This is a genomic window from Thermoproteota archaeon (assembly GCA_030130125.1).
In the GTDB taxonomy this organism is placed as follows: Archaea; Korarchaeota; Korarchaeia; order Korarchaeales; family Korarchaeaceae; genus Korarchaeum.
Map to the genome: position 1 here is coordinate 1 of JARZZM010000004.1, position 23096 is coordinate 23096.

Consider the following 23096-nt stretch of genomic DNA (forward strand, 5'->3'; position numbering starts at 1 on the left):
GTCCTGTTCCTAGGGTGAGGATAAAGAGCATTTACCGCAAGAGGTTCGTACTCGGAAGGAAGCCCGGACAGCATCCGATATAAGAGATTTTTTAGGACCCCGGTCCTACTTCGAAGGGAGATAACTTGCGAGCATTCTTGGCCCTCCAACCCTATGGAATCCTACTGCTTGATCATAAGGGCAAGGTCCTTAAGTCTTGGGGATTTCCCAAGGATCCTGAGAAGATCGCCAGCATATTGACTGACGAGAGCTTGCTAGAAGAGCCTCTCAGGAAACTGCTCGCCGGTTTGAAAGCTGATGAGCTCGTAGTAGGCGATCAGATACTGAAGGACCTGTTGAATAAAGCGGACATCAAATCGATACTCTCACCAGCCGAGGAGGCCTTCCTCCGGCTGAGAAGGACGCCTCACCGCTACGCCTCCCAGATATGGGGGGTAGTGAAACAGAAGGATTACTTCAGGATGCTTAATGAGATAGGAATAGAGCTTACGAGGATCGGGATAAAGAAGCAGCTGAGCTCTCTGGATCAGCAGGTCATAAAAGCCATAGACTACATCGATCACGCTAACAAGGCATTGAATGTCCTAGCCCCGGCCATCAGAGAGTGGTACTCAATTCACTTCCCAGAGCTGAATGATTTGGTGGAGGACCATCCGCTGTTCATGAAGGTGGTTTCCCTACAGCCTGACAGGAGAAAAATGACCTTAGAAATACTGAAGAAGGCTGGGTTAAGCGATGCCAAGGCTAGACAGGTTATGGAGGCTGCGAGAAATTCGATAGGGGCCGATTTCGAGGAGAGCGACCTTGAGATGTTGAGGAAGGTCGCTGAGAATTGGACATCCCTTTACGAATCTAGGAAGATGGTGGAGGCCTTCATAGAGGACCTCATGAAGCGCGCCGCTCCCAACCTATCCGCGGTCGTTCATCCGCTTGTAGGGGCTAGACTCATAGCCGTGGCTGGAGGTCTGAACAGGCTTGCAAGCCTACCAGCCAGTTCCATCCAGATATTGGGTGCCCACAAGGCCATCTTCATGCACCTAGTTAAGGGAGCCAAGCCCCCGAAGCACGGCGTACTCTTCCAAGCCAAGGAGGTGAGGACCGCACCTAAGAAGCTGAGGGGGAAGGTCGCAAGACTGCTGGCAACCAAGATAGCCATAGCTGCTAGAGTGGATGCCTTTGGAGATGGCAGATACGTGGGAGACGAGTTAAGGAGGGAGATAGACGAGAAGCTGAGGGAGATCTTGGGCAGGGGTGGTAGGAAATGAGGGTTAGGGAGGACCAGAAGTTCCGAAACCTGTTCTGGATAATAAATGGTAAGAAGCAGTTGGCCACTAAGAGCATAGCCCCGGGTCACAGGGTCTACGATGAAATTGTGAGGCAGATCAAGGGAGAGGAGTACAGGATATGGAACCCCTACAGGTCAAAGCTAGCAGCGGCCATATACAAGGGCCTGAAGAACTTCCCGTTCAGGAGGGGGACCAAGGTCCTGTACTTGGGCATTGCATCGGGAACGACCGCCTCGCATGTGAGCGACGTGATTGAGGATGATGGGATCATATTCGGTGTGGAGATAGCTCATAGGGTTATCAGAGATCTTCTAGGAGTGGCTAAGGTGAGGAGGAACATCGTACCAATCATGGAAAGTGCTAGAAGGCCTCAAAGCTACTCTTGGATCGTCTCCGAGGTGGATGTAGTGTACGAGGATGTAGCACAGCCCGATCAGGCCAGCATACTGGTGAAGAACGCGGATATCTTCCTAAGGAAGGGTGGTGTGGCTATGATAGCCGTCAAAGCCAGCAGTATAGATGTAACCCTCCCGCCCAAGAAGGTCTATAGGCTTGTCGAGAAGGAGGTCATCTCCACTGGGAGATATAAGTTGCTGGAGACCGTTGATCTCTCTCCCTACGACCCCAAGCATGCAATGATGGTCTTCAGGAAGCTGTGATCTCCTTAACTATTTCATCTATCTCAGCCCTGCTCGCTGTCGTCTTCACCCCAAGAGGTTCCAAATGCGTCCTAGCAGCGAAATATCCTCTTTCCCTCAAGGTAGCGACGATATCGCTCACTTTGGGCATTTTAACGCGTAAGCGTGAGCAGATGTCGTCGAGCATGTAGTAGAAGGGAGGGCCTCCAGACTCCTCTCTTAGAGCGTTTAGAAGGCGTTCAACTTCCTCGTTGATCGGTGTTACCCCATCCAAGAATCGCGGATCCGTGATCTCATCCAGCCACAAGGGACCTAGCAGCTCCCCGCATTCAGCATTGGGCAGATCGACCCCTTTGTGGATCACATGCTCCCCGTTGCAGGTCTCCACCCAGCCCAGAGATTCCCTGAGCTGTCGGCTAGAGGCCGAGGGCCCCCTATCGATGGAGAAGAACACCCTGACGTAATGCTCCCTTCCGTAGGAGAGCAGAGGTCTGGCTACGAGGTCGAGTCTGGCCGCTGTTCTGACGGTGAAGGAAATCAAAGCGCGTATCCCAAACTCCTTGTGAAAGGGAAGCTTCCTCCCCAACACACCGTAGTACCTGAACAGCTTGTCCGGGTATATGCCAAACAGGGGCGGGGTGTCAGTAGCCGTAACTCCCAACAGGCCACCCCTCCTGACGGCCCTCAAGAAGGAATCCATGTAGGGAGCCGGGGAACCGAAAGGGTCTAGATCCAAATAATGGGGTCTATTTCCCTCCCACGCGAGCTTCTCGGCTTCCAGCCTTGCATCTGAGCAGGTCGCCCTGATCCTTACCCCATTGAGCCTCGCATTTAGCTTTATCACATGGACTGCCAAGCAGTTAGAATCGTTGGCCAGTACCTCATCGACGCCCCCCTCAACCGCCAGTCTGAGGGCCCTGACCCCCGATGCTGCCATGAGATCGGCAGCGCTCCCAATGTTCACAGACCTGACGATTGAGATGGTGACGTCCCTGTTCAGTTTCATTCGCGGGTTGTAAAACACTGGTGCCTTTGTGTAGGACAGGCCCATTCTCTCTAAGTGTTCCAAATCGGTGGAGTAGAAGATCACGCTTCCCTCCCTATATAGCTTGAGCGGTATGCTGAGCGAGGGTTCCATCATGGGGAGGGAGGGTAAGTATATTATAAGGGGTAAACCGGGATCTGGGAAATCTACGGCCGTTATGATGGTAAAGGAGCATTTAGAGAACCTAGGAGTGAAAGTAGGGGGAATAAGGACTCCAGAGATCAGATCTGGAGGAAGGAGAATAGGATTTGAGGTGGAGAACCTACTGACGGGGGAGAAATCCCTGTTCGCCTCTGTCAACTACGGGGATGGTCCTAAAATCTCCAAATACGGTGTCAGGATAGATCTCTTTGAGAAGGTGGCAATTCCTGCCTTGGAGAACTCGATGAGGGAATGCGACCTAGTCTTGGTTGATGAGATCGGTAAGATGGAACTGTTCTCGGATAGGTTCGTGGAGGTCGTGAGGAAGCTGTGGAGGTCGGATAGGGCGGCTCTCGGCACCGCTCCCATCTCCAAAATCAAATTCGTTGAGGAGATATGCTCTCTATCGGAGGTCTTCTGGATAGAGAGGGGTATGGCTGAAAGAGTTGCGGAGAAGCTCGTAGAGAGGATCCTCAAGTATTTGGGTAGGTTATGAGCCTGCTCTCCTCCCTGCGCTCCACCAAGTACAGCCTCTTACCCACGAATTCCTTGGCCTTGTCCAAGGGTAACACGATCTTCACCAGCGCGTACGGCTCGTGAACTGGCCCAATAACATCGCTGACCACCCCAACGAGTAGCAGATCCTCGGAGACGACCCTCTTGTCCTTAGGGTCCTCCTTGACCGGGGGCTTCATCTTCACTAGGAAGTTCCTAGATCTAGTCAGTCTCACGACCTCTCCCAGTACCCTCACTTCCTATACCTCCTGATTGTTTCGGCCACTTTCTTAAGGAGTTCCTCCTTGCTTCCTTGGTAGATCACCTTCACCCTCCCCTCGAACCTGTACCATCTCGAGGGCCTGTGCTTCTCCTCCACCTCGTACTCCAAGGAGAGATGTTTCAGAGCGCTCACCAAATCTTGGAGGGTAGGCTTCCTCACAGCAAGGGGGCGAGGTACCCTCCTGCCCTTGGACCTGCTCAACCTAGAATCGAAATAGGAGGGGTATATTACCTTGGGGCCCTTACGAGGCAACCTCTTCCCTCAGTAGAACCCCGTTCAGGATCCCATGCTGGCCAGGCCTAGATGTTATCCTCACCAAGCCCAGCTCGGTCTTGACCAGCGCTCCTTTCGTTATTATCTTCCTCCTAGTAAGCACCTTGCTGGCCGGGTTCTCCATCACATCTAGTATCTTCACTTTCTTTGTGGTGCCATCGCCAAGCGCCACGTTGACCTCGTGATCGGATACCAGCCTGAGCTTCCTTCCACCGCCCATTATCCTGATGGGCTTGAGCTTCCTAGCTCCCACTACCGTGAACGCTGGCGGTCTACCGGCCTCCCTCCTCCTCTTTCCTCTACTCTTCCTTACCTTACCACCGGTAGGCTTCCTACCTCCGGGCATTACTGGACCGTGGTAGTAATACGGCATGTTCCCACTTCACCTAGCTAGCTTGATCACTTCCATTAATAAGATTGGCTAGGGAGGCGAACACCACCGAGCCAGCTATGAGGGCTATATCCAGCTGGCTGAAGCCTATCTCAGCCCTCGTGATGAGTATAGGCCATATTATATTGTACGAGAATAGATCGTTGCCTCCTCCCATTGATAGGCGGTAGCTATACCCCGAGAGGAACCCTATCAGCACGGAGAAGACTATCATGCCTATTAGGCCCAGAGCCACAAGGAGGCCGATGAACATGGTGGGCGTGATCCCATAGGCCTTGCTGAGGATCCCCCTGCCTAAGGATTGCGATGGATGCAGGGGTATGGATGAGAGCCAGAAGGGCCCATATGGAGGCAGCGGTGTCAGGAAGTGGCTACACAACTCCTTCGAGTAATAGTAGGTAGTTGCAAGCCTGAAAGCAACCCTCTCATAGGTTGGCACATGAACATACGATCTCACCTCCCCGACGGCGACGAACAGTCCTAGGAGGATAACCATGAGTGCGAAGCCCTTGGGATCCTTCCTCCTGACCATAAGCAGGGAGGTGGACAGGATCACCAAGGATACATCCGCCCTGAATCCATGGAGCACCATCAAGCCGGAGGTCAGGGACAGGAAGGCCAAGGGAAGGAGCCTGCGTCCGCCTTCTATCAACCTCCACAACAAGCTCGGGTAGGAAATGAATATCAGAAACATCCCGAAGGCTCCCTCTACGGGAGTGAGAGGTAGCTCCCTAATGACCTCCCAATCCCCGTATTGGAGGAATGAGTGCACGACGAAGAAGGTTCCGGAGGCGTAAACCAGTAGTTGGAAGATGGGTGTCTCGCCCCTGCTGTGTGCAATGATATAGGCGGCCAAGTTGATCGCAGTCACCCATAGCAGGGCTATTAGGTGGTGGAGAGGGGTTATCTCCCTGAAGGAGACCCCCAACAGGATGATCACTAGGGCCTCACTTATGATGAGTGATATCCAGTGTAATTTTCTGCCGCTGACCATGGAGGCAGTGAGTGTACCTAACTGGAAGGCTAGAATGCCCAACCCAGATACCATCACCCACCCGTAATCCGGCCCGTAACTCCAAGAGCCCAGTAGGAGGATCGCCACTAGGATCGTGAGTATGCCTATCGTGGGGTGCACTGAGATGGAGTATATCACTTCTCTGAGCGACCTCATTTCTCCGGCCTCAGGGAGGTGAGAAGAACCACCACGGCAATAAGGAGGTAGAGGTATACGTTGATATCCAGTATCCCCGTCTCTATCCCAACGACCAAGTAGGCGAACAGCACCGAATAGGGGCCGAGCAGGTAGTCCGCTTTCTTGGAGAACCTGTAAGCTAGGGCCAGTAGATAGGAGAAGATGAGGGAAGCTGCTACCGCCCCTAATACCCCCCAGTCCAAGAGAGGTCCACCTATCAAGGTCGCCGTGGTGGACACAGTCCTCCTGCCTCCCACATAGATGCTTATCAGGGTTCTAGGGCCGTAACGCGTACCCCTGATTAGTCCTAATGAGGATAGAGCCGCTAGATGCACCCACCCACCGGTAACCGGTCTTAGAGCGTAGAGCCTGACTATTGTGTCGAGGGCCGCTATCGTGATGGTCGGCCTGTAGAGAACTGAGAGAAGTGGGTTCTGGGCCAAGCCCGTGGTCAGCGATCTGACCGCACCCACTCCAAGGAAAAAAGCGGCAGCCACCATCAGTCCCAAGAAAACTTGCTTATAGCTGACTACCTTCCTGTGATAAAGGACGACGAGGGCCGTCAATATATAAGCTATCATCTCAGTCCTGAAAGCCAAGAAAAACGAGGGGATAAACCCTATCAGGGTCAATGAGTAGGCCTCGCATTTCCTCAAATCCAACGAGGAAAGGAGGAATGCAGTACCGGGAACGGTGGTCCAAGCCAAGTAGTTGAGGAGAGGGGACAAACCCCTCCTGAGCTCATCGTTCAAGAGAGGGAGGCCTCCCACCCTAGATATCTGCATGATGAAAGCCATGTAACCCAGTAGGAACATAGCAGCACCTAAGAGAACAACTAACCCCCTGTTATCGATAACTCGAAGGCCTTCCTCCTTATAGGCTAGGAAGATCCCCGAGGCCATCACGAGTACGGTGAAATAAATTAGGATCATGGTTGGGATCGAGACCCGAACCATCGACAACCAGAAGAACAGGAGAAGACCCAGAGGGAACATCCACGGGGAGAGCAGTATCTCTACCAACCTTCCCACTGGGAGATCTATCCTCCAACGTGGAGCTAGCATGCTTATCCCTGAGATGATTGAGTTGATGAGGTTGCAAGTCCTCCCGAGGGCCCTCAGGAAGATAGAGGATTGAGTTGCTGACGAAAGGATTTCGTATGAGGCGACGAGGAGCTTGTAAGTTAGACTGGTTCTGGCCAGTTCGGGTATGCCGAGCCTCCGCCATATCCTCCCCAAGATGGAGGTGCTGAACGATCTCAGTAGGAGGGAAACTAGCAATGCGATCCCCCTATGGCTTGGGGATGAACGTCAGCCTAGTCACATCTATGGCATCCGACAGGGGTCGCGCGTTATCTAACAGGTTGGCGTACACCGAAACCCCTGTGAGAGGTTCCTCCGTACCGATGTATACGTAGGCAGCATCCAGCATGGCGTTGGTGTAGTTCACTCCCAGCTCCCTGAGTATAGAATCGATCTCCCTCAGATCATCGGATGTGAGGGACACCTTCTGCGTGTAGTCGAACTTCATGGTTATGAAGGATTCTCCCAAGTAAACGTAGATGAAGCCCCAGGGGATCCTCTCGTAGATCTTCCACTTCAGCTGAGTGTAGAGATACGCACTCGGCTCGAGCCCGGGAACGTCAATGACCAGCGAGGACCTAGCTTTTACATCCCTGACGCCGTACTCCCCCGCTACCTTTCCGCTTATTTCCTCCAACTTGTCCGCTATCTCGCTGAGGCTGTCTGCCTTTATCGGGTAGGTGTATATCCTGATGATTGAGGGGGCGGTCGTCTTGAAGGTTATCTTCGAGGCAGCTATGTCCTCCACATAGGCGTTAGGGCCCCCGATAGTTATCCTCCTCCCTTTGTACCATCCGAAGAGTCTCGTCTCGTAAGACCAAGTTATGAGAACGTCGTCGTGGAACTCCGTCCCATTAGCGGTCCACACCCCATCTATCCTCGCCTCGACTATGTACCCCATGGTGGAGAGTCTGGTGAATTCTAGGGCCGCATTCCTGATATTGAGGCCAGAGTAAGCGTTGACCTCTTGAGGTGGGGGAAGCAGATTCTCGTAGGCATAATAGCCAGCGAATGAGACGATTATCAAGATTAAAAAAAGATCGAAGGCGTTTACGCCCAAGATCTTTCCGCTTTTCCGGTCTACTAGCTTCATCCCGCGTTTTCAGTCGAACTCAGATTTAAACTCACTGCCTCCTTCCTCTTCTCCTTCCTCGCCCTTGCCCTTGCCCTTCTCCTCGTAGGGCTTCGCAGCTATTATGTCATCGGTCTTGATTATCAGTATAGCGGTCTCGGTGGCGGCGGCTACGGCGTTCTTGACCCCTCTGTAGGTGTCGACCACTCCCAGCTCCTTCATGTCCGCTATCTTGCTGTCCACCGCATCTATCCCGACGAATATGTTCCCGGACTTGTGGGCGTTTCTTATCTCCACTAAGGCATCCACAGCATCCATCCCAGAGTTCTCGGCTAGTATCCTAGGTATGCTCTCCAGCGCGTTGGCGAAGGCCTCCATGGCCAGCTGCTCCTTGCTCTTCTCGGTGTGGGCGTAGTCCCTCAGCCTGAGGGCCAGCTCGGCCTGTATGGAGCCTCCTCCGTAGAACACCTTGCCGTCCTCCACGACATTCCTCACCACGTAAAGGGCGTCCTTCAGGCCCCTCTCAGCTTCATCCAGTATGGTGTCAGCGCCCGCCCTGAGGAGTATGGTCACGGCCTTGGGGTTCTCGCACTCCTGTATGAAGATCATCCTGTCGTCTCCTATCTTCCTCTCCTCGACTAAGCCGGCGCGACCCAGCTCTGCCTCGGTGAGGTCGTCCAAGTTATTCACTATCTTCCCACCGGTAGCCTTCTCTATCCTCTGCATGTCCTTCTCGCTGACCCTCCTCACGGCCATTATGCCATGCTTCGCTAGGAAGTGCTGAGCCACCTCGTCTATCCCCTTCTGGCAGAACACAACGTTCGCTCCGGTGGCGGCTATCTTCTCCACCTTCTCCTTGAGTATCCTAGTCTCCTGCTCTATGAACTCCCTGAGCTCTTGGGGCGAGGATATCTGGATCTCCAAGTCTATCTCGGGCTTCTTTATCTCTAGAGAGAGGTTGAGTATAGCTATCTTAGCGTCCTTCACCCTCTTGGGCATGTCCCTGTGGACTACCTCCTTGTCGAGAACGACGCCCCTTATGAACTCGGCGTCTGAGAGGCTCCCTCCCTTCTTCTTGACTATCTTCACGTTATCTATATCCACGTACCTCTTGTCTCCCTTCCTCTCCTCGACGGCCTTGACGGCCTTCACGGCGATCTCTGCCAGCCTCTTCTTCTCAGCACTTATGAGCTTGCTGCTCATCGCAGTCTCGGCTACCTTCTTCAGCCACTCCTCATCGTCGGGATTGACCTCTATGGCCAGCTTCTCCAGCTCCTGCTCCACGAACTTGAGGGCCTTCTCATATCCATCTATTATGATGGTCGGGTGTATGTCCTTTTGGAGGAGGTTCTCGGCCTCGGTGAGGAGCTCCCCAGCCAGCACAACGCTGGTGGTGGTGCCATCTCCTACCTCCTTATCCTGAGCCTTGGCCAGATTGACCATGAGCTTCGCGGCGGGATGGGCCACCTCCATCTCCTGAAGGATGGTGGCTCCATCGTTGCTTATGGTTATGTCCCCCAAGGAGTCGACTATCATCTTATCCATTCCCTTAGGTCCGAGAGTGGTCTTCACGGCGTCCGCTATGGCGCGGGCGGCCATTATGTTTATCCTCCTAGCCTCCTCACCCCGGGTCCTAGTGGTTCCCTCCTTCAGTATCAGAACGGGTCTTCCTCCAACGGTCGCTAGGGCCATCAACAATCACCTCCTGTGCTATGCGACTTTACACTTGCCAAATACAGGCATGAGTCATGGACGACCATGAGTTATAAAAATTACCACATCCTGTAGAAAACAAAGGGGTTAGGAGAGGGCCTGGTATGGTGAGGGTAGGGATAATAGGGGGCAGCGGTATTTACAGGTTGCTGGAAAGTCCTGTTAGAAGAATACTGGGCACCCCCTTCGGTGATGTGACGGTCTTCCTAGGGGAGTTCGGGGGAGAGGAGATAGCGTTCATACCCAGACACGGTGAGAAGCACGAGATCCCTCCCTTCAAAGTTAATTACAGGGCTAATCTATACGCTCTGAACCTGTTAGAGGTTGAGAGGATCTTGGCCACTAACGCTGTGGGGTCGATCGACCCGGAGCTGGCTCCCGGTACCTTCGTGATCCCCGATGATTTCATAGATTTAACTAAATGTAGGGAGGGAACGTTCTATGATGGAAAAACAATTCTCAAGGTCAGGGGAAAGGAAGTTGGGGGGGTGATACACGTATCCATGACACCCCATACCTATTGCCCGGAGATAAGGAGAGCTCTAAAGGAGGCGGCTCAGGAGCTGGGCTTGGAGACTGTGGATAAGGGTGTTTACGTGTGCGCAGAGGGAAACCGGTTTGAGACACCAGCTGAGATAAGAGCCATGAGGATCTTGGGCGGTGACATAGTTGGGATGACCGGGTGTCCCGAGGCTGCGCTCGCTAGAGAGCTTGCCATGTGCTACGCTAGCATCTCAGTAGTAACTAACTACGCGGCAGGCGTAGGCGGCAGGGTGAAACTCACACACGAGGAAGTCCTAGAGACGTTTTCCAAGAGGATAAACGATCTCTCAGAGATCCTCAGGAGGACAGTAGGGAAGATACCAGTCGAGAGATCTTGTCCCTGCGGAGAAGCCTTGGACGAGTTCTTCAACGAGTGACCATCAATACTTTTAACTGAATATGACGCGCGCATAGTCTAAACTATATGAATTTTTAATTTTTCGCTGGTCGGGTTCCATAATAGGGAGAACCGCGAGGTGGCGTCCTTGAGATCGAGGAAGGTCTTGACGCTTGATGATCTCTCTCTGGATGGCAAGAAGGTCTTCCTAAGGGCTGATATGAATGTCCCCATCGGGGAGAATGGGGAGATAATGAACAACGAGAAGATAAAGCAGGCAGCTAAGACCCTCAAGGAGCTCATAGAGAGGGGGTCCTCCGTGGTCATTGGCACCCATCAAGGAAGACCCGGAAGCAGCGATTTCATAAGCACGGAACCCCACGCACGGGAGCTCAGTAAGGAGGTGGGTCTGGAGGTCAGGTACGTAGATGGCGTCATATCCAAGGAGATAAGGGAGCAGATAAAGAAGCTAGGGCAAGGTGAGGTCCTCCTGCTGGAGAACCTGAGGTTTATGGCGGAGGAGAATATAGAGGGAGACCCTCGGGATCTCATCAAGACACACTTCGTCCAGAGACTGGCGCCTCTCTTCGATATATACATCAACGATGCCTTCCAGGCTGCGCATAGGAGTCAACCATCTCTGGTCGCGTTCCCTTATTTGATGCCAGCTGCGGCTGGGAGGAACATGCAGAAGATGATAGCTGAGATGGCTGAGATCGACGCGATCAAAGGGAGGAGGATATTCATACTTGGAGGTGCCAAGGTTAGTGACAAGTTGAAGGTCATGGTTCACGCCATCAGGAACGGGAAGGCGGCAGAGGTCCTGACTGGCGGGCTTCTCGGCATCATAATCGCCCATGCAGTGGGTCACAAGCTCAATGGAGATCTCAGGAAGATAAGGGATTTGGACCTCCTTCTGCCCGCCGCTAGAGAGATACTGAGGCTGGGGGAGGGTAGGGTATTCTATCCCGTGGATTTCGTCGTGAAGATGAGTGACGGTAGCTTGGAAAATGTGCCAGTTTACGCCGTACCGGAGGAAGGCAAGATAATAGACATAGGCTCGGGTACGATAGAGATATACAAGGAGAGATTAAAGGGAGCCGATTTGGCCGTGGCTAACGGTCCAATGGGTATCTTCGAGAGGCCAGAATCCCGGAGAGGTACTCTGGAAATAGTTAAGGCCATGGAAAAGTATGCAAAGGAGTCCGTACTTTGCGGCGGACACCTCAGCACTGCAGCCAACATGGCTGGGATAAGGGGTAGCAGGGTTTACACGGCTGGCGGGGCCGTGCTCTACGGGCTAGCAGGCCTCCCCCTGCCGGCCGTAGACGCCCTCAGGGAGAGTAGCAGGAGATGATTAGAGTAGGGATAGTGGGCCACGATCCCTATACCATCCCCATTGCCGACTGTCTAGAGAGGCAGCCGGACATTAAGATAATCGGCGCCTACAATCACGATATAACTCCATTCTCCAGACCGGTTTCCAAGAGATTGGATGTTTACTGCAGCGAGTCCAGCCTAGAGCTTTTCAAAGAGATGGGGATAAAGGTATCTGGATTCCTAGATGATTTCATAGAGGGGACCGATGCCTTCTTGGAGTACAGCTCGAGGGAATACTCCGTGAGGATCTCCTACGGCAGCTCGGGCATGGTCGTGAGGCCATATGATGTACTGCTCGAGAGGTTATCCTTGGGTCTCCCCCTTCAGGACATCTCCGTTGAGGAAATAAGTGATGAACTGTTTTGCTGCCCGTACTTCAGGGCATTCCGTCTGGCCGTGAAGCTGAGAGAAGATTTAAGCTTGGGGGAGGTCAGAGAGTCTCTCCTCAGATCCCCTAGGGTGGTTGGTATCTCCGGTGAAGATATATACCTGCAAGATCTGTGCGCCTTCCTGCCCGTATCCTTTCCCCACTCCATCTTCTCCGTGAACGTCCTTCTCAGCTCCGTGAAAGTGGTGGGGAGGGAGGCTGAGATGATCTCTCTGCTGGGATACTTGCTCCCCCTGCCTGAGGTCGTGGATACCCTGAGGGAGTCGGAAGGAGTTAAGAGGGATTTCTCCCGGTCGATGACCGATGAGTACCTAAGTATTAAAGGCGGGCTGATCATCTAGGGTGTGAGAGGAGGGGATTTCTTGGAGGAAATGGAGGAATGTAGTCCAGCTGGAGGTGCGTTCACCTTCAGGTCTATAACTCTCTCCCTGGCCTTCGGCCTGTTCATGCTCTTCGCCCAGACGGTCATGAGGAGCGCGGCCGGCTACAGCTGGACCGGCGAGGCCGCTCTGGTGGTGCTCACCGTGGCCTACGCCCTCTCCACTGTGAGAGGCAATCCTTTGTCTATCGGGGAGATGGGTGTCATATTCGGGTCTATAGAGGTCATCACAGTACTCTTCGTCGGTTGGCAGTACATCTTACCCTCTTGGGCCAGAGCTGGGCTCGCAAAGGATTTCCCTCTGAGAGGAATACTCCCCGAGTTCCTAGTTCCCAAGGATCAGGAAGCACTGAGGGCCCTGCTGCTGGGCGGGGGGGTCAACTGGTCTGCTTGGATACTTCCCCTGACCTATGCCGTCCTTTTCGCTGTGGTCCTGTCCCTATTCTCCTACCTCAACATCATACCCTTCAGGAGATTTTACTTGGAGAAGGAGAAACTCATCTTTCCAGTGGCCACGGTCAGCGCCAAGTTCTCCCAACTGGTTAAGGACAGAGGAGAGGGTCTCAGGTGGCTGTGGCTCGGCGTACTGGCTGGATTCGGCATCAGCCTCTTCCAGAAGGGACACCTCCTCCAAGCGATATGGGAGGACTTCCCGGCTGCCGAGCTGAGGATCGATCTGACACCTTGGCTTCAGCAGTTCTTCCCAGGAGGAGCCTTTGGCATGGACCCCGGGACCCAGATAACCCCGGATCTACTGGCTTGGGCGTTCCTCATACCCTTGGAGATTCAGGTGTCCATGTGGGCGACGGCCATAGTGGCCTTCCTCTTAGTTCCACCAGTCCTCGTGAGAATGGGCCTCTTGCCGTACGAGCCGGGGCATGATTTCGCTTTTTACTCATCAAATGCCGCAGTGAATGGGCCTCTTCCGTGGTATCACATATCAACGGGCCTCTATCTGGCTGTGGGACTCATCCCCCTCATACTCGGGTACAGATATATAAGGGATAGCTGGAGGGCCTGGGAGGACGAGCCCCTAAAGAGAAAGTGGCTCGTGATTGGATGGTTGCTCACCTTCGCCGCCAGCACCCTTATGATAATGCTTCTGGGGGTCAGCCCGCTCATAGCCCTTGCGCTCGTCATCCTGCACCTCATGTACTGGCACGGCTACGTGTGGACGATAGGAATGGGTAACTGGATAATCCCAGTGGATTTGGGAATCAGGGGCATCGTGGACAACGCGTTCTTCGCTTCAGGCATGTTCCAGCGCGCCTCCTCCGATGCGTTCTTCTCGGGCGCGTCTTCAGCCATGATGACCGACACTGTGTCAGCTCAACCCACTGCCTCGGTGGAGAGCTTCAAATACGCTAAATCCATAGGTATGAGGGCCAGGGAGATGTTCAGGGCTCAGCTCATGGGACTCCTGTTTGGAGCCGTGGTGGGAGGAGTCCTTCTACTGGTATCGTTCCACGCCTGGGGAGCGGCGAAGAAGCCATTAGATATGGCCTCCCCCATCTACCCGAATGTGGGTCTCCTCTCCGTGATGGGCGATTTAGCTGGATGGAAGCCGGAGTACTTCTTGGAGGGTCTCGCAATAGGAGCTATCGTCTTCCTGCTGAGGGGAGGCGTACCATGGCTGGGCATAAGCGCCGTTGGAGTGCTGTTCGGCCTCTTGATACCCCAATACGCCATCCTCTACATGATATCCAGCCTGCTCAGATATTTGACTAGGAGATATGGGGGTCAGGAGTTCTTCTGGGAGACTGCAGTCCCCTTCGTGGCGGGATTCGCCATAGGAGGGGTCCTCAACATCATGGGGACGAGCCTAGTGGTGATCATGAGGTCGAGCCCGCTAGAGCCTCTAGCCAGCATCGTCGGAGTGATCATTCTGCTGTCAGTGATCCTGCCCTCTGTCAAGGCCTACATGTCCTTTTCACAGGAGAGGATTGAGTGGAAAGGGAGTGAAGGCGAGGAAGCGGGGGAGGTGATCGAATGGCCCTGATATTCACACCCCTTGGCATAAGGGGGATATTCGGAGATGGCATCGACTCGGTTATAGTCGAGAAGATAGCCAACATCTTCGGTAGGGAACTAGGAAAGGGAAGTTTGGTGGTCGTTGGGCGGGACACAAGACCCAGCGGGTACGTACTGGACAAGGCGGTCGTGTCAGGCCTGCTCTCGGCGGGGGTCAATGTGCTCAACATAGGCATAGCCCCGACTCCCACAATAGAATGGGCCGTCGAGAGGTACGATGCGGATGGCGGTATCATCATATCGGCCAGTCACAATCCCCCTGAATGGAACGCCTTGAAGCTGATAGGTAGAGGGGGGCTCCTCCTCCATCCGGATGACATGGAGAGGCTCAGGGAGAGGTTCGAGAGGGAGGAATTCAGGTCGGTTCCTTGGAACGATATAGGCATGGAGGAGGTCGTAGATGTCACTGGAGAATACTTGGAGGACCTACTGAACTTCGTGAACATCGAGGTGATCTCGGAGGCGGGCTTCAAGGTGGTGCTGGATGTCAACGGAGGTGCCGGTGCTTACGTCACGCCCTACCTCCTCCAATCACTTGGATGTAAGGTCAACACGCTGAACTCGTCTCCCGGGATATTCGTCAGGGAGATGGAACCCAGGCCCGATACTCTACAAGACCTGTCCAAGGTCGTTGTATCGACCGGAGCGGATGTGGGTTTCGCTCATGACACCGACGCTGACAGGCTTACCCTTGTAACTGAGAATGGGGAGGTACTATCCGAGGACATTACCCTCGCGCTGGTCGTCGACTACATCTTGGAGAGGAGAGGCGGGGGCTCCCTCGTGGTGAACGTGGCCTCCTCCAAGATGTTCGATGACATTGCGAGGAAGAGAGGGGCTAAGATATACAGAACCCCCGTGGGCGAGGCATACGTGGCTCATAAGATGAGGGAGGTAGGTGCTACGGTGGGCGGCGAGGGGAGCTGCGGAGGGGTCATACTGCCTGATTTCCACATAGGGAGGGACGGTCCTCTCGCTGCGGCACTCATTCTAGAGATAATGGCCTCCAAGAAAAGAAGCATAAGCGAGCTGATTTCCGAGCTCCCCAAGTATCACACGATAAGAGCTAACTTCCCGAAAAGGAGGGATTGGAATTCGCTTAAGAGAGATCTCATATCTCTCGGTGAGAGAAGAGGTATGGAGATCGATCTGACCGATGGAGTTCGACTCTCCGACCTAGAGGTCTGGGGACTGATACGTCCTTCCAAGACAGAACCCAAGATAAGGGTCCTCGTGGAATCGGACGACCGCTCCAAAGCTGAGGAGTTCTTGAGAGAAGTGGAGAAGGTCGTAGCTATGTGAGCGGTCAGTCCTTCCCTTTCTTCTTCCTCTTCTTTTCCTTGAAGGACTCGTCTGATCCTCCCTTAGGGAGGACCAGCTTTCCAGTCATCTTGTCGGAGAACCTCTTCCAAGCGGATCCCAAGCCGCTGAGGGCTATTATCATGAAAGATAGTGCCGTGAAGGGCGCGTCTGGGTAACCCACGAGTATGGCCGATATGAAGCCCACTAAGGGTATCATAAGGCCGGAGTAGTAAGCGGCTTTCCTGTACAGAGCCCCCAACTCGCTCTCATTCAGGTTCTCAGAGAATACTATCCTCCTAACATATCTGTCAGACATTATGAAGAGGAAGAGGGCTATCACCATGAACAGAACGCTCAGCATGGCTCCCAGTTCCCTACTCACCAAAGTGATCCTCATGGATAGGAAGGTCGCTAGAAAGACCGTGAGAGCCGGGATAACCGCCATCCAAGCGGTGAATTCCCTGTAACCATCCAGAGTGGATTCGATCGGTTTCATGTTCGGCCCTCAGATTCGGGGGTTACGTTTAGGTTTAAAAATGCGCACAGTCATGGACCGGTAGAGATACCCGTAGGTGATAGGGTGATAAGATGGCCGAGAAGGAACACGTGAACTTGATCTTCGTAGGACACGTCGACCACGGAAAGTCGACGCTGATAGGGAGGATGTTCTTCGATCTCCAGCTAGTGGAGGAGCTTCCTCCAGAGGAGCAGGCAGCTGACGCCCAGTTCGCTTGGCTCGTGGACAGGCTCAAGGAGGAGCGAGAGAGGGGTATGACCATCGACCTCTTCCATACCAAGATCGAGACACCACATAAGATGATCACAATAATAGACGCCCCTGGACATAGGGACTTCGTCAAGAACATGATCACCGGGGCTAGCCAGGCCGACGCTGCCATACTCGTGGTCTCCGCCAAGTCCGGAGAGGGCGTCCAAGCCCAGACCATAGAGCATGTCTTCCTGATCAAGACGCTGGGAGTCAACCAACTCGCTGTCGCCATATCCAAGATGGACGATCCGACCGTGAACTACAGCAAGGAGAGGTTCGAGGAGGTCAAGTCTCAGGTGGCCGAGCTCCTCAGGAAGGTCGGGTATGACCCCGACAAAATACAGTTCATCCCCGTGAGCGGTCTGAAGGGAGACAACGTGGTCAGGAAGAGCGAGAACATGCCTTGGTACAACGGTCCGACTCTCTATGAGGTGCTCGACACGTTCTCCGCGCCGCCCAAGCCTGTGGACAAGCCCCTCAGGATACCCATACAGGACGTGTTCTCCATAACCGGAGTCGGTACCGTCGTGGTCGGTAGGGTGGAGACCGGAGTGATCAAGCCCGGCGACAACATAGTCATAGAGCCCCTCGGCAAGACCGCGGAGGTCAAGAGTATTGAGATGCACCATGAGAAGCTCGACAAGGCTGAGCCCGGCGACAACATCGGGATAAACATCAAGGGCATTGACAAGAAGGAGATCAAGAGGGGAGATGTCATAGGTCATCCCGACAACCCGCCCACCGTCGCCAAGGAGTTCACCGCCCAGATAGTGGTGCTACAGCACCCGACCGCTATAGCTCCGGGTTACACACCTGTTATACACGCTCACACCGGGCACATGGCTTGCAAGATGGTATCCATAGAGAAGAAGATCGACCCGAGGAGCGGTCAGGTCATTGAGGAGAATCCGAGCTTCATAAGGAGGGGAGAGGCCGCTGTAGTGAAGTTCCAGCCGCTGAAGCCCTTCGTGATAGAGAAGTACAGCGAATTCCCGCCGCTCGGCAGGTTCGCGGTCAGGGACATGGGCATGACTATCGCCGCAGGCATAGTGCTCGATGTGGTTCCGATGGAGAGGAAGAAGAAGTAAACCCTCCATCATTTTTATTTAGCAGTGAGATGTCCCGGTGAGTGGTGGTAAAATGCCCGAGGTACTGAGGATAGAGATGGTCAGCACCAATTCCAAGAGCTTGGACCAAGTGAGCAGGATGTTCAAGGAAATGGCCGAGAAGATGGGGGTCAGGGTCAAGGGCCCGATACCCCTGCCGACCAAGAGGCTCAGGGTTACCGCTCTCAGGAATCCCTCGGGTGAAGGGACGAACAGGTACGATAAGTACGAGTTGAGAATCCACAAGCGCATAATAGACATCCCTAACCCCGACGAGAGATACATAAGGAGCATAATGGGTGTCACCATCCCTGAGGACGTCAAGATAAGCATAGTCATGCTGACTACCTGACCGGACAACTGTTTTAGAGGATCCTCCCCTCATAGCCCCTGATGGATGTACTGATCCTAGCTGATGACCTAACCGGCGCTTTAGACACGGCATCTCAGTTCGGGCGCGGTTCCTTCGTCGCCCTGAACCGAGAATTCGCCGGATACAAATGGAAATGCGTATCCTTGAGCACCGATACTAGGCTTGTCGTCCCTGCGAAGGCTGAAAGGAGGATCAGAGAGATCTTAGAGGCCGTTCTAGAATTAACCAGTCCGAGGTACCTGTACAAGAAGGTGGATTCCACCATGAGGGGGAACATAGGTGCCGAGCTGAGCCCCATAGTTTCGATGATAGAATCCCCCTTGCCCTTCACCCCGGCTTACCCCGAGCAGGGAAGGATCGTGCTAAACGGTCGACTGTACGTTCGAGGCGTTCCCTTAGAGGAGACGGAATACGTGAGAGAGCTACCCATCGTCTCCTCTTTGATAGAGGAGATAGTGAGGGCCACATCTCCCGATCTGACGGTGGGTTACTGGGGAGAGGATGATTCGGGTATTCTGATCGCCAAGGAGGTCCCCGACAGAAGGGCGCTGTCCCTCCTCTTCCGTGAGATTTCCGACTATCGAGTGATGGGAGGTAGCGCAGGGCTAGCTCTGGAACTGGCCCAGTGGATAGGAGCGGAAAAGGGAGAGGTCCCTAGAGCAAACGGTCCTATCCTATTCGTATCCGGATCGGAGAATGAGGTAGCAGTCAGGCAGCTCAAAGCCCTCTCAAAGGAGATACCCGTTCTGGAGGCTGACAATTTCAGTATAGAGGAGGTCGCCCGAGTACTTGGGGAGGGAGGAGATGCGGCAATTCGCTTCAGCCTAGCCAAGGTGAAGCCCAGCACTCTTGGTAAGATCCGCCGTTTGCTCTACGAGATTGGAGGGCTGGTGGTGGTAGGTGGGGAGACCCTCAAGAGATTGGTAGAGGGAATGGAGATAGCAGGTGTAAAGATAGGGGAACCTCCAGAGGAGGGGCTTGCCGCCGGATGGATAGTGGGTGGACCGCTCGATGGCCTACCCATAGTAACTAAGGCGGGAGGATTCGGAACGGAGACCACGTTAATCAGGGTGAGGAGGTGGTTACGTGAGGCCGATCTTGATAACGATGGGTGATCCCGCTGGTATAGGTCCCGAGGTCGTCGCGAAGTCCCTCGCCCGAGTCGGTGGCGGGAAACCCATCACAGTGGTGGGGTGTAAGAGGTGTCTCGAGGAAGTTTCGGAGCTTTGCGGTCTGAAGTTGAGGTTCTCATCCGTCGATGAGCCGACGCACCTTGTGGACAGCGTCCCAGTGATAGATATGGGTGGCGAGGATGTCCAGAAGGGTAGGGCGACTCCCGAGGGTGGTGTTTACTCATACAGGTATGTTGTGAGGGCGGCGGAAATGGTGAGGGAGGGTAAGGCCAGCGCCTTAGTGACCGGACCCATGAACAAGCTGGCCGTTAACATGGCTGGAATCAGGTTCACCGGTCACACAGAGTTACTCGCGGAGCTGGCCGGAGGTGTGAAAGTCAAGATGCTCTTGTATTTGGACGAATTGAGGGTGAGCCACGTCACCACTCATATCCCATTGAGGGACGTCCCAACCTCCATAAGTAAGGAGGAGATTCACCTGACCGTTCGACTGACGGCCTCTTTCCTGAGGAGGTTGGGTGAGGAGGTTAACATCGCGGTGGCGGGGCTGAACCCCCACGCCGGAGATGGCGGTGTGATGGGAAGGGAGGAGATCGAAATCATAGGTCCTGCCGTGGAGGAGCTCAGAAGCGAAGGGATCGGGGTAGAAGGCCCTTTACCACCTGACACTGTCTTCCTCAGGGCGCTAAGGGGGGAGTTCAACGCTGTCGTGGCCATGTACCACGATCAGGGTCACATACCGGCCAAGATAATTGGCTTCAGCAGAGCAGTCAATGTGACGCTAGGGCTGCCCTATGTGAGGACCTCCGTGGATCACGGTACGGCCTACGATATAGTCGGCAGGTGCGTGGCCGATGAGGGCAGCATGCTTAAGGCTTTAGAGCTGGCATTCAGGTTGGCTGAGTAGAGATGGTCCACTATTCCCTCAAGTACGGGGAGCGCTACCTGAGCTTCCACCTCCCCGATGAGGCTCAAGTGGTTGAAATGGGTCCCAACAATGTTACGCCCCTCGAGGATGCCCGAGGAGCACTACAACGAGCCTTGAGAGGCTTGGATGCGATTATCCGCCCAAGTAGGAGGGTGGCTATAATTGCCGATGATGTGACGAGACCGACTCCCACTGCGGACATCCTCCCGCATCTCCTAGACTACCTAAATTCAGCAGGCGTGAGTGATGATGACATTCTGCTGCTGGCCGCGTTGGGAACGCACCGGCCCATGACCCAAGGGGAGTTGGAGAGGAAGTATGGGGAGGCGATGGAGAGGGTCGAGGTCGTTCAACCCGATTATAGGGATCCGGAAAAGCAAGCTATAGTTGGATCGATGCCTGAAGGATCCCCCATCGAGGTGAGCAACGTCCTCATGAAGGTAGATTTCTCGATAGGCGTGGGAATGGTTACTCCTCACCACGTCTCCGGCTTCTCAGGTGGGTCGAAGATAGTCCTGCCCGGTGTGTCCGGTGAGAGGACTGTGGGAGGCATGCACTTGCTCAGCGCTAGACTGAGGAGGAGCTTCTTGGGAATGAAAGAGAACCCCGTGAGGGCACTCATGGACTTGGTTGCAGAGAGGGCTGGACTGAGGGGATTGGTGGAGGTAGTCGTCGATGGGATTGGGAGGCCCACTTGGGTGGGCGCAGGCGGTGTAAGGGAGGTCTTTTCCGAGGCGGTCGATGAGGCTAGACGCGTGTATGAGGTGAAGGCTCCCAGCAACCTCAATTTAGTGATCGCCAGTAGCTATCCAGCCGATATAGAGTTCTGGCAGGCCCACAAATCGTTATATCCGGCTGAGATGGCCCTCAGGGATGGGGGAATCCTCATACTCGCTACACCCTGCCCTGAGGGCGTGGCTGTCACTCACCCAGAGGTCTTGGAGCTGGCTGGATTGAGTCCGGAGAAGATAGATGCCAAAGTCAGGGGGGAGAGATAGAGGATCCCGTGGGCGCTGCCAACTCCATGGTCTGGTCTAAGGTGAGATCCAGGATAAAGGTAGTCCTGGTCTCCGATGGAATCTCCGAGGAAGAAGCCAGGTCTCTTGGCTTCTCTTGGTATGGAGATCTGCAGGAGGCCATAGATTCTGAACTGAAATCCTTGGGGGGTAAGCCTAGAGTGGCTATAATGAGGAACGCTCCGGAGCTGCTCCCCAAGGTGTAGCGCCGGGGGAGGGATTCGAACCCTCGCGGCCCGGAGGGCCACCCGCTCTCAAGGCGGGCACCTTGGTCCTGGCTCGGCCACCCCGGCTCGAGCGGCGCTCGCGGATTCCTGGTATAAATGCGAGGGGGAATAAAAAGGTGAATCACTTGAGTGGCACGAACTTGCTGGATCTGGTGGCTCCCTTACCGGGCTTACCGTGCCTCACTATCCTGTTGGTCATCGCGAACTCTCCCAAGTAGTGTCCTATCATCTCGGGGACTATGGTTATCTCGACGAACTCCTTCCCATTGTGGACGGCTATTTTCGCCCCCACCATCTCAGGGAGGACGGGCATGTCCCTCCTGTGTGTCCTTATCACCTTGTCTATGCCCTTGTTCCTGTACTTCCTGATCTTCTCCAGGAGCTTCTTGTTCTCAGGAGAGAGACCTCTCTTCAGAGTTCTTCTGATTCTAGCTGGCATCACCTCTGCCAGCTCATCTAGGGTCATGCTCTGGAGCTGCTCCAGTGTGTAACCCCTGTACCTGAATTCCTTGGAGGACATACATGTCACCCCATACTTGAACCATAAATAAAGGTTGGGCTCAGAGGCCAGCCCTCCTCTTGGCCCTACCCGTCTTCCTAGCAGCTATATGTCCGACTTTCTGTCCTGGCGGAGCCGTCCTAGCCACAGTTGTAGGCTTGCCAGGTCTCTTGTGGGATCCACCACCGTGCGGGTGGCTGACTGGGTTCATGGCCACACCCCTGACCACAGGCCACCTCTTCGGATGGGTTCTCTCGTGGTAATACTTGAGACCCGCCTTCATGAACGGCTTCTCTATCCTGCCGCCACCAGCCACTATACCTATGGTGGCTCTGCATCTAGCATCCACGAACTTCTCCTTCCTAGAGGGAAGCCTCAAGAGGACTCTATCTCCCTCGTGAGAGAACACTAGAGCGTAGGTCCCGCTCCTCCTAGCTATCTTTCCCCCATCTCCCGGCCTTATCTCCACATTGGAGACCAAGGTCCCGTCGGGTATATCAGCCAAAGGAAGGACGTTTCCCGTCTTTATCTCGGCTCCAGGACCTATCTGTATCTCCTGACCCTCGTATATCCCCTCCGGAGGCACGTAATAGAACTTGGTGCCATCTTCCAGCTCCACTAGAGAGATCGGAGTGTGCCTTCCTGGCTCGTGTAGTATCTCCTTTATGACTCCCCTCACGAGGCCGTTCAGCCCTATCTGAGGCGGGTACTTCACGGGAGCTATCTTGAGATGATCCCTAGATCTGAACTGGATACCTCCTCTTCCCCTCCTCTGAACCAGTATACGCTTACCCATACCATCACCCTATTATGCCCAGCTTGGCAGCGACATCCGAGGCCCTATACTCGGGACTGAGCTTCACGTATGCCTTCTTCCTGCCGTCTATGGTAATTATGGTCCACACCCTCTCTACCTTGACGTCTAAGGCTTCCTCAACAGCTCTCTTTATCTCCTTCTTGTTAGCCCTTCTGTCCACGAAGAAAGCCAGCTTGTTCTCCTCGTTGATCATCCTAACAACTTTCTCGGTGGAGATGGGGGCCTTCAGTATCTTGTAGGGATCGAAGTCGCCTATC

26 protein-coding genes and 1 tRNA gene are annotated in these 23096 nt (G+C 54.2%); 14 read left to right on the top strand and 13 right to left on the bottom strand.

The window, feature by feature from the left end:
• Positions 1-125: 125 nt before the first annotated feature.
• Complete coding sequence (locus tag QI197_00900) at positions 126-1265, top strand: C/D box methylation guide ribonucleoprotein complex aNOP56 subunit (GenBank protein ID MDK2371932.1); 1140 nt, start codon at positions 126-128, stop codon at positions 1263-1265.
• A complete protein-coding gene (locus QI197_00905) occupies positions 1262-1945 on the top strand; it encodes a fibrillarin-like rRNA/tRNA 2'-O-methyltransferase (GenBank protein ID MDK2371933.1) in 684 nt (227 codons plus the stop codon). Before QI197_00900 ends, QI197_00905 begins: the two co-directional genes overlap by 4 nt.
• Here the strand turns inward: QI197_00905 and QI197_00910 are convergent.
• Complete coding sequence (locus tag QI197_00910; protein MDK2371934.1) at positions 1932-3014, bottom strand: hypothetical protein; 1083 nt, start codon at positions 3012-3014, stop codon at positions 1932-1934. The genes QI197_00905 and QI197_00910 overlap by 14 nt on opposite strands.
• Positions 3015-3063: 49 nt before the next feature.
• On the opposite strand from QI197_00910, the gene QI197_00915 reads away from it, so the two are divergent.
• A complete protein-coding gene (locus QI197_00915) occupies positions 3064-3606 on the top strand; it encodes a nucleoside-triphosphatase (GenBank protein ID MDK2371935.1) in 543 nt (180 codons plus the stop codon).
• Here QI197_00915 and QI197_00920 read toward each other — a convergent pair.
• The 7 genes from QI197_00920 to thsB are packed head-to-tail and all read right to left on the bottom strand — an operon-like array spanning position 3584 to position 9590.
• Positions 3584-3862 (bottom strand): H/ACA RNA-protein complex protein Gar1, encoded by a 279-nt coding sequence (locus QI197_00920; GenBank protein MDK2371936.1) that lies wholly within the window; start codon positions 3860-3862, stop codon positions 3584-3586. The genes QI197_00915 and QI197_00920 overlap by 23 nt on opposite strands.
• Positions 3859-4140 (bottom strand): signal recognition particle subunit SRP19/SEC65 family protein, encoded by a 282-nt coding sequence (locus QI197_00925; GenBank protein ID MDK2371937.1) that lies wholly within the window; start codon positions 4138-4140, stop codon positions 3859-3861. The genes QI197_00920 and QI197_00925 overlap by 4 nt, the downstream gene beginning before the upstream one ends.
• Positions 4130-4534: a 30S ribosomal protein S8e gene (locus QI197_00930; protein MDK2371938.1), complete on the bottom strand. Its 405-nt coding sequence runs from the start codon at positions 4532-4534 to the stop codon at positions 4130-4132. The genes QI197_00925 and QI197_00930 overlap by 11 nt, the downstream gene beginning before the upstream one ends.
• Positions 4535-4547: 13 nt before the next feature.
• A complete protein-coding gene (locus QI197_00935; GenBank protein ID MDK2371939.1) occupies positions 4548-5723 on the bottom strand; it encodes a hypothetical protein in 1176 nt (391 codons plus the stop codon).
• On the bottom strand, positions 5720-7024 hold the full coding sequence (locus tag QI197_00940; protein ID MDK2371940.1) for an oligosaccharide repeat unit polymerase family protein: 1305 nt from the start codon (positions 7022-7024) through the stop codon (positions 5720-5722). The genes QI197_00935 and QI197_00940 overlap by 4 nt, the downstream gene beginning before the upstream one ends.
• A 10-nt stretch (positions 7025-7034) precedes the next feature.
• The gene (locus QI197_00945) at positions 7035-7919 is read right to left on the bottom strand and encodes a TrmB family transcriptional regulator sugar-binding domain-containing protein (GenBank protein ID MDK2371941.1); all 885 of its coding nucleotides are present in this window, start codon (positions 7917-7919) and stop codon (positions 7035-7037) included.
• A 9-nt stretch (positions 7920-7928) separates the two neighbouring features.
• Entirely contained in the window at positions 7929-9590 is a 1662-nt protein-coding gene (thsB, locus tag QI197_00950; protein MDK2371942.1) for a thermosome subunit beta, read from the bottom strand.
• A 125-nt stretch (positions 9591-9715) separates the two neighbouring features.
• Between thsB and QI197_00955 the strand changes: the two genes are divergently transcribed.
• From QI197_00955 to glmM, 5 genes are all read left to right on the top strand, one after another.
• Complete coding sequence (locus QI197_00955) at positions 9716-10531, top strand: S-methyl-5'-thioinosine phosphorylase (protein MDK2371943.1); 816 nt, start codon at positions 9716-9718, stop codon at positions 10529-10531.
• Positions 10532-10639: 108 nt separating this feature from the next.
• Positions 10640-11848 carry a phosphoglycerate kinase gene (locus QI197_00960; protein MDK2371944.1) on the top strand — a complete coding sequence of 403 codons (1209 nt, stop codon included), beginning with the start codon at positions 10640-10642 and terminating at the stop codon, positions 11846-11848.
• Positions 11845-12600: a hypothetical protein gene (locus QI197_00965; protein MDK2371945.1), complete on the top strand. Its 756-nt coding sequence runs from the start codon at positions 11845-11847 to the stop codon at positions 12598-12600. The genes QI197_00960 and QI197_00965 overlap by 4 nt, the downstream gene beginning before the upstream one ends.
• 30 nt (positions 12601-12630) lie before the next feature.
• Positions 12631-14637: an OPT/YSL family transporter gene (locus QI197_00970; GenBank protein MDK2371946.1), complete on the top strand. Its 2007-nt coding sequence runs from the start codon at positions 12631-12633 to the stop codon at positions 14635-14637.
• Positions 14628-15971 (top strand): phosphoglucosamine mutase, encoded by a 1344-nt coding sequence (gene glmM / locus QI197_00975; GenBank protein MDK2371947.1) that lies wholly within the window; start codon positions 14628-14630, stop codon positions 15969-15971. Before QI197_00970 ends, glmM begins: the two co-directional genes overlap by 10 nt.
• A 4-nt stretch (positions 15972-15975) precedes the next feature.
• Here glmM and QI197_00980 read toward each other — a convergent pair whose 3' ends face one another.
• Positions 15976-16467 carry a hypothetical protein gene (locus QI197_00980; protein MDK2371948.1) on the bottom strand — a complete coding sequence of 164 codons (492 nt, stop codon included), beginning with the start codon at positions 16465-16467 and terminating at the stop codon, positions 15976-15978.
• A gap of 92 nt (positions 16468-16559) precedes the next feature.
• Between QI197_00980 and tuf the strand changes: the two genes are divergently transcribed.
• Genes tuf through QI197_01010 form a run of 6 tightly spaced genes read left to right on the top strand, consistent with a single transcriptional unit; the run spans position 16560 to position 21502 of the window.
• Positions 16560-17828, top strand: coding sequence for a translation elongation factor EF-1 subunit alpha (gene tuf / locus QI197_00985; GenBank protein ID MDK2371949.1), 1269 nt, complete (start codon positions 16560-16562; stop codon positions 17826-17828).
• 52 nt (positions 17829-17880) lie between these two features.
• Entirely contained in the window at positions 17881-18198 is a 318-nt protein-coding gene (gene rpsJ / locus QI197_00990) for a 30S ribosomal protein S10 (GenBank protein MDK2371950.1), read from the top strand.
• Between the two features lie 41 nt (positions 18199-18239).
• The gene (locus tag QI197_00995) at positions 18240-19334 is read left to right on the top strand and encodes a four-carbon acid sugar kinase family protein (GenBank protein MDK2371951.1); all 1095 of its coding nucleotides are present in this window, start codon (positions 18240-18242) and stop codon (positions 19332-19334) included.
• Positions 19306-20259, top strand: coding sequence for a 4-hydroxythreonine-4-phosphate dehydrogenase PdxA (gene pdxA / locus QI197_01000; protein ID MDK2371952.1), 954 nt, complete (start codon positions 19306-19308; stop codon positions 20257-20259). Before QI197_00995 ends, pdxA begins: the two co-directional genes overlap by 29 nt.
• Positions 20260-20261: 2 nt before the next feature.
• Complete coding sequence (locus QI197_01005; protein MDK2371953.1) at positions 20262-21278, top strand: lactate racemase domain-containing protein; 1017 nt, start codon at positions 20262-20264, stop codon at positions 21276-21278.
• An 8-nt stretch (positions 21279-21286) separates the two neighbouring features.
• The gene (locus QI197_01010) at positions 21287-21502 is read left to right on the top strand and encodes a hypothetical protein (GenBank protein ID MDK2371954.1); all 216 of its coding nucleotides are present in this window, start codon (positions 21287-21289) and stop codon (positions 21500-21502) included.
• Here QI197_01010 and QI197_01015 read toward each other — a convergent pair.
• The 4 genes from QI197_01015 to QI197_01030 form a co-directional block, all read right to left on the bottom strand.
• A tRNA-Ser gene (locus tag QI197_01015) sits at positions 21503-21589 on the bottom strand.
• A 55-nt stretch (positions 21590-21644) separates the two neighbouring features.
• Positions 21645-22043: a 30S ribosomal protein S19 gene (locus QI197_01020; protein ID MDK2371955.1), complete on the bottom strand. Its 399-nt coding sequence runs from the start codon at positions 22041-22043 to the stop codon at positions 21645-21647.
• Positions 22044-22083: 40 nt separating this feature from the next.
• Complete coding sequence (locus QI197_01025; GenBank protein MDK2371956.1) at positions 22084-22818, bottom strand: 50S ribosomal protein L2; 735 nt, start codon at positions 22816-22818, stop codon at positions 22084-22086.
• 4 nt (positions 22819-22822) lie between these two features.
• Complete coding sequence (locus QI197_01030) at positions 22823-23095, bottom strand: 50S ribosomal protein L23 (GenBank protein ID MDK2371957.1); 273 nt, start codon at positions 23093-23095, stop codon at positions 22823-22825.
• Between the last annotated feature and the right edge of the window lies 1 nt (position 23096).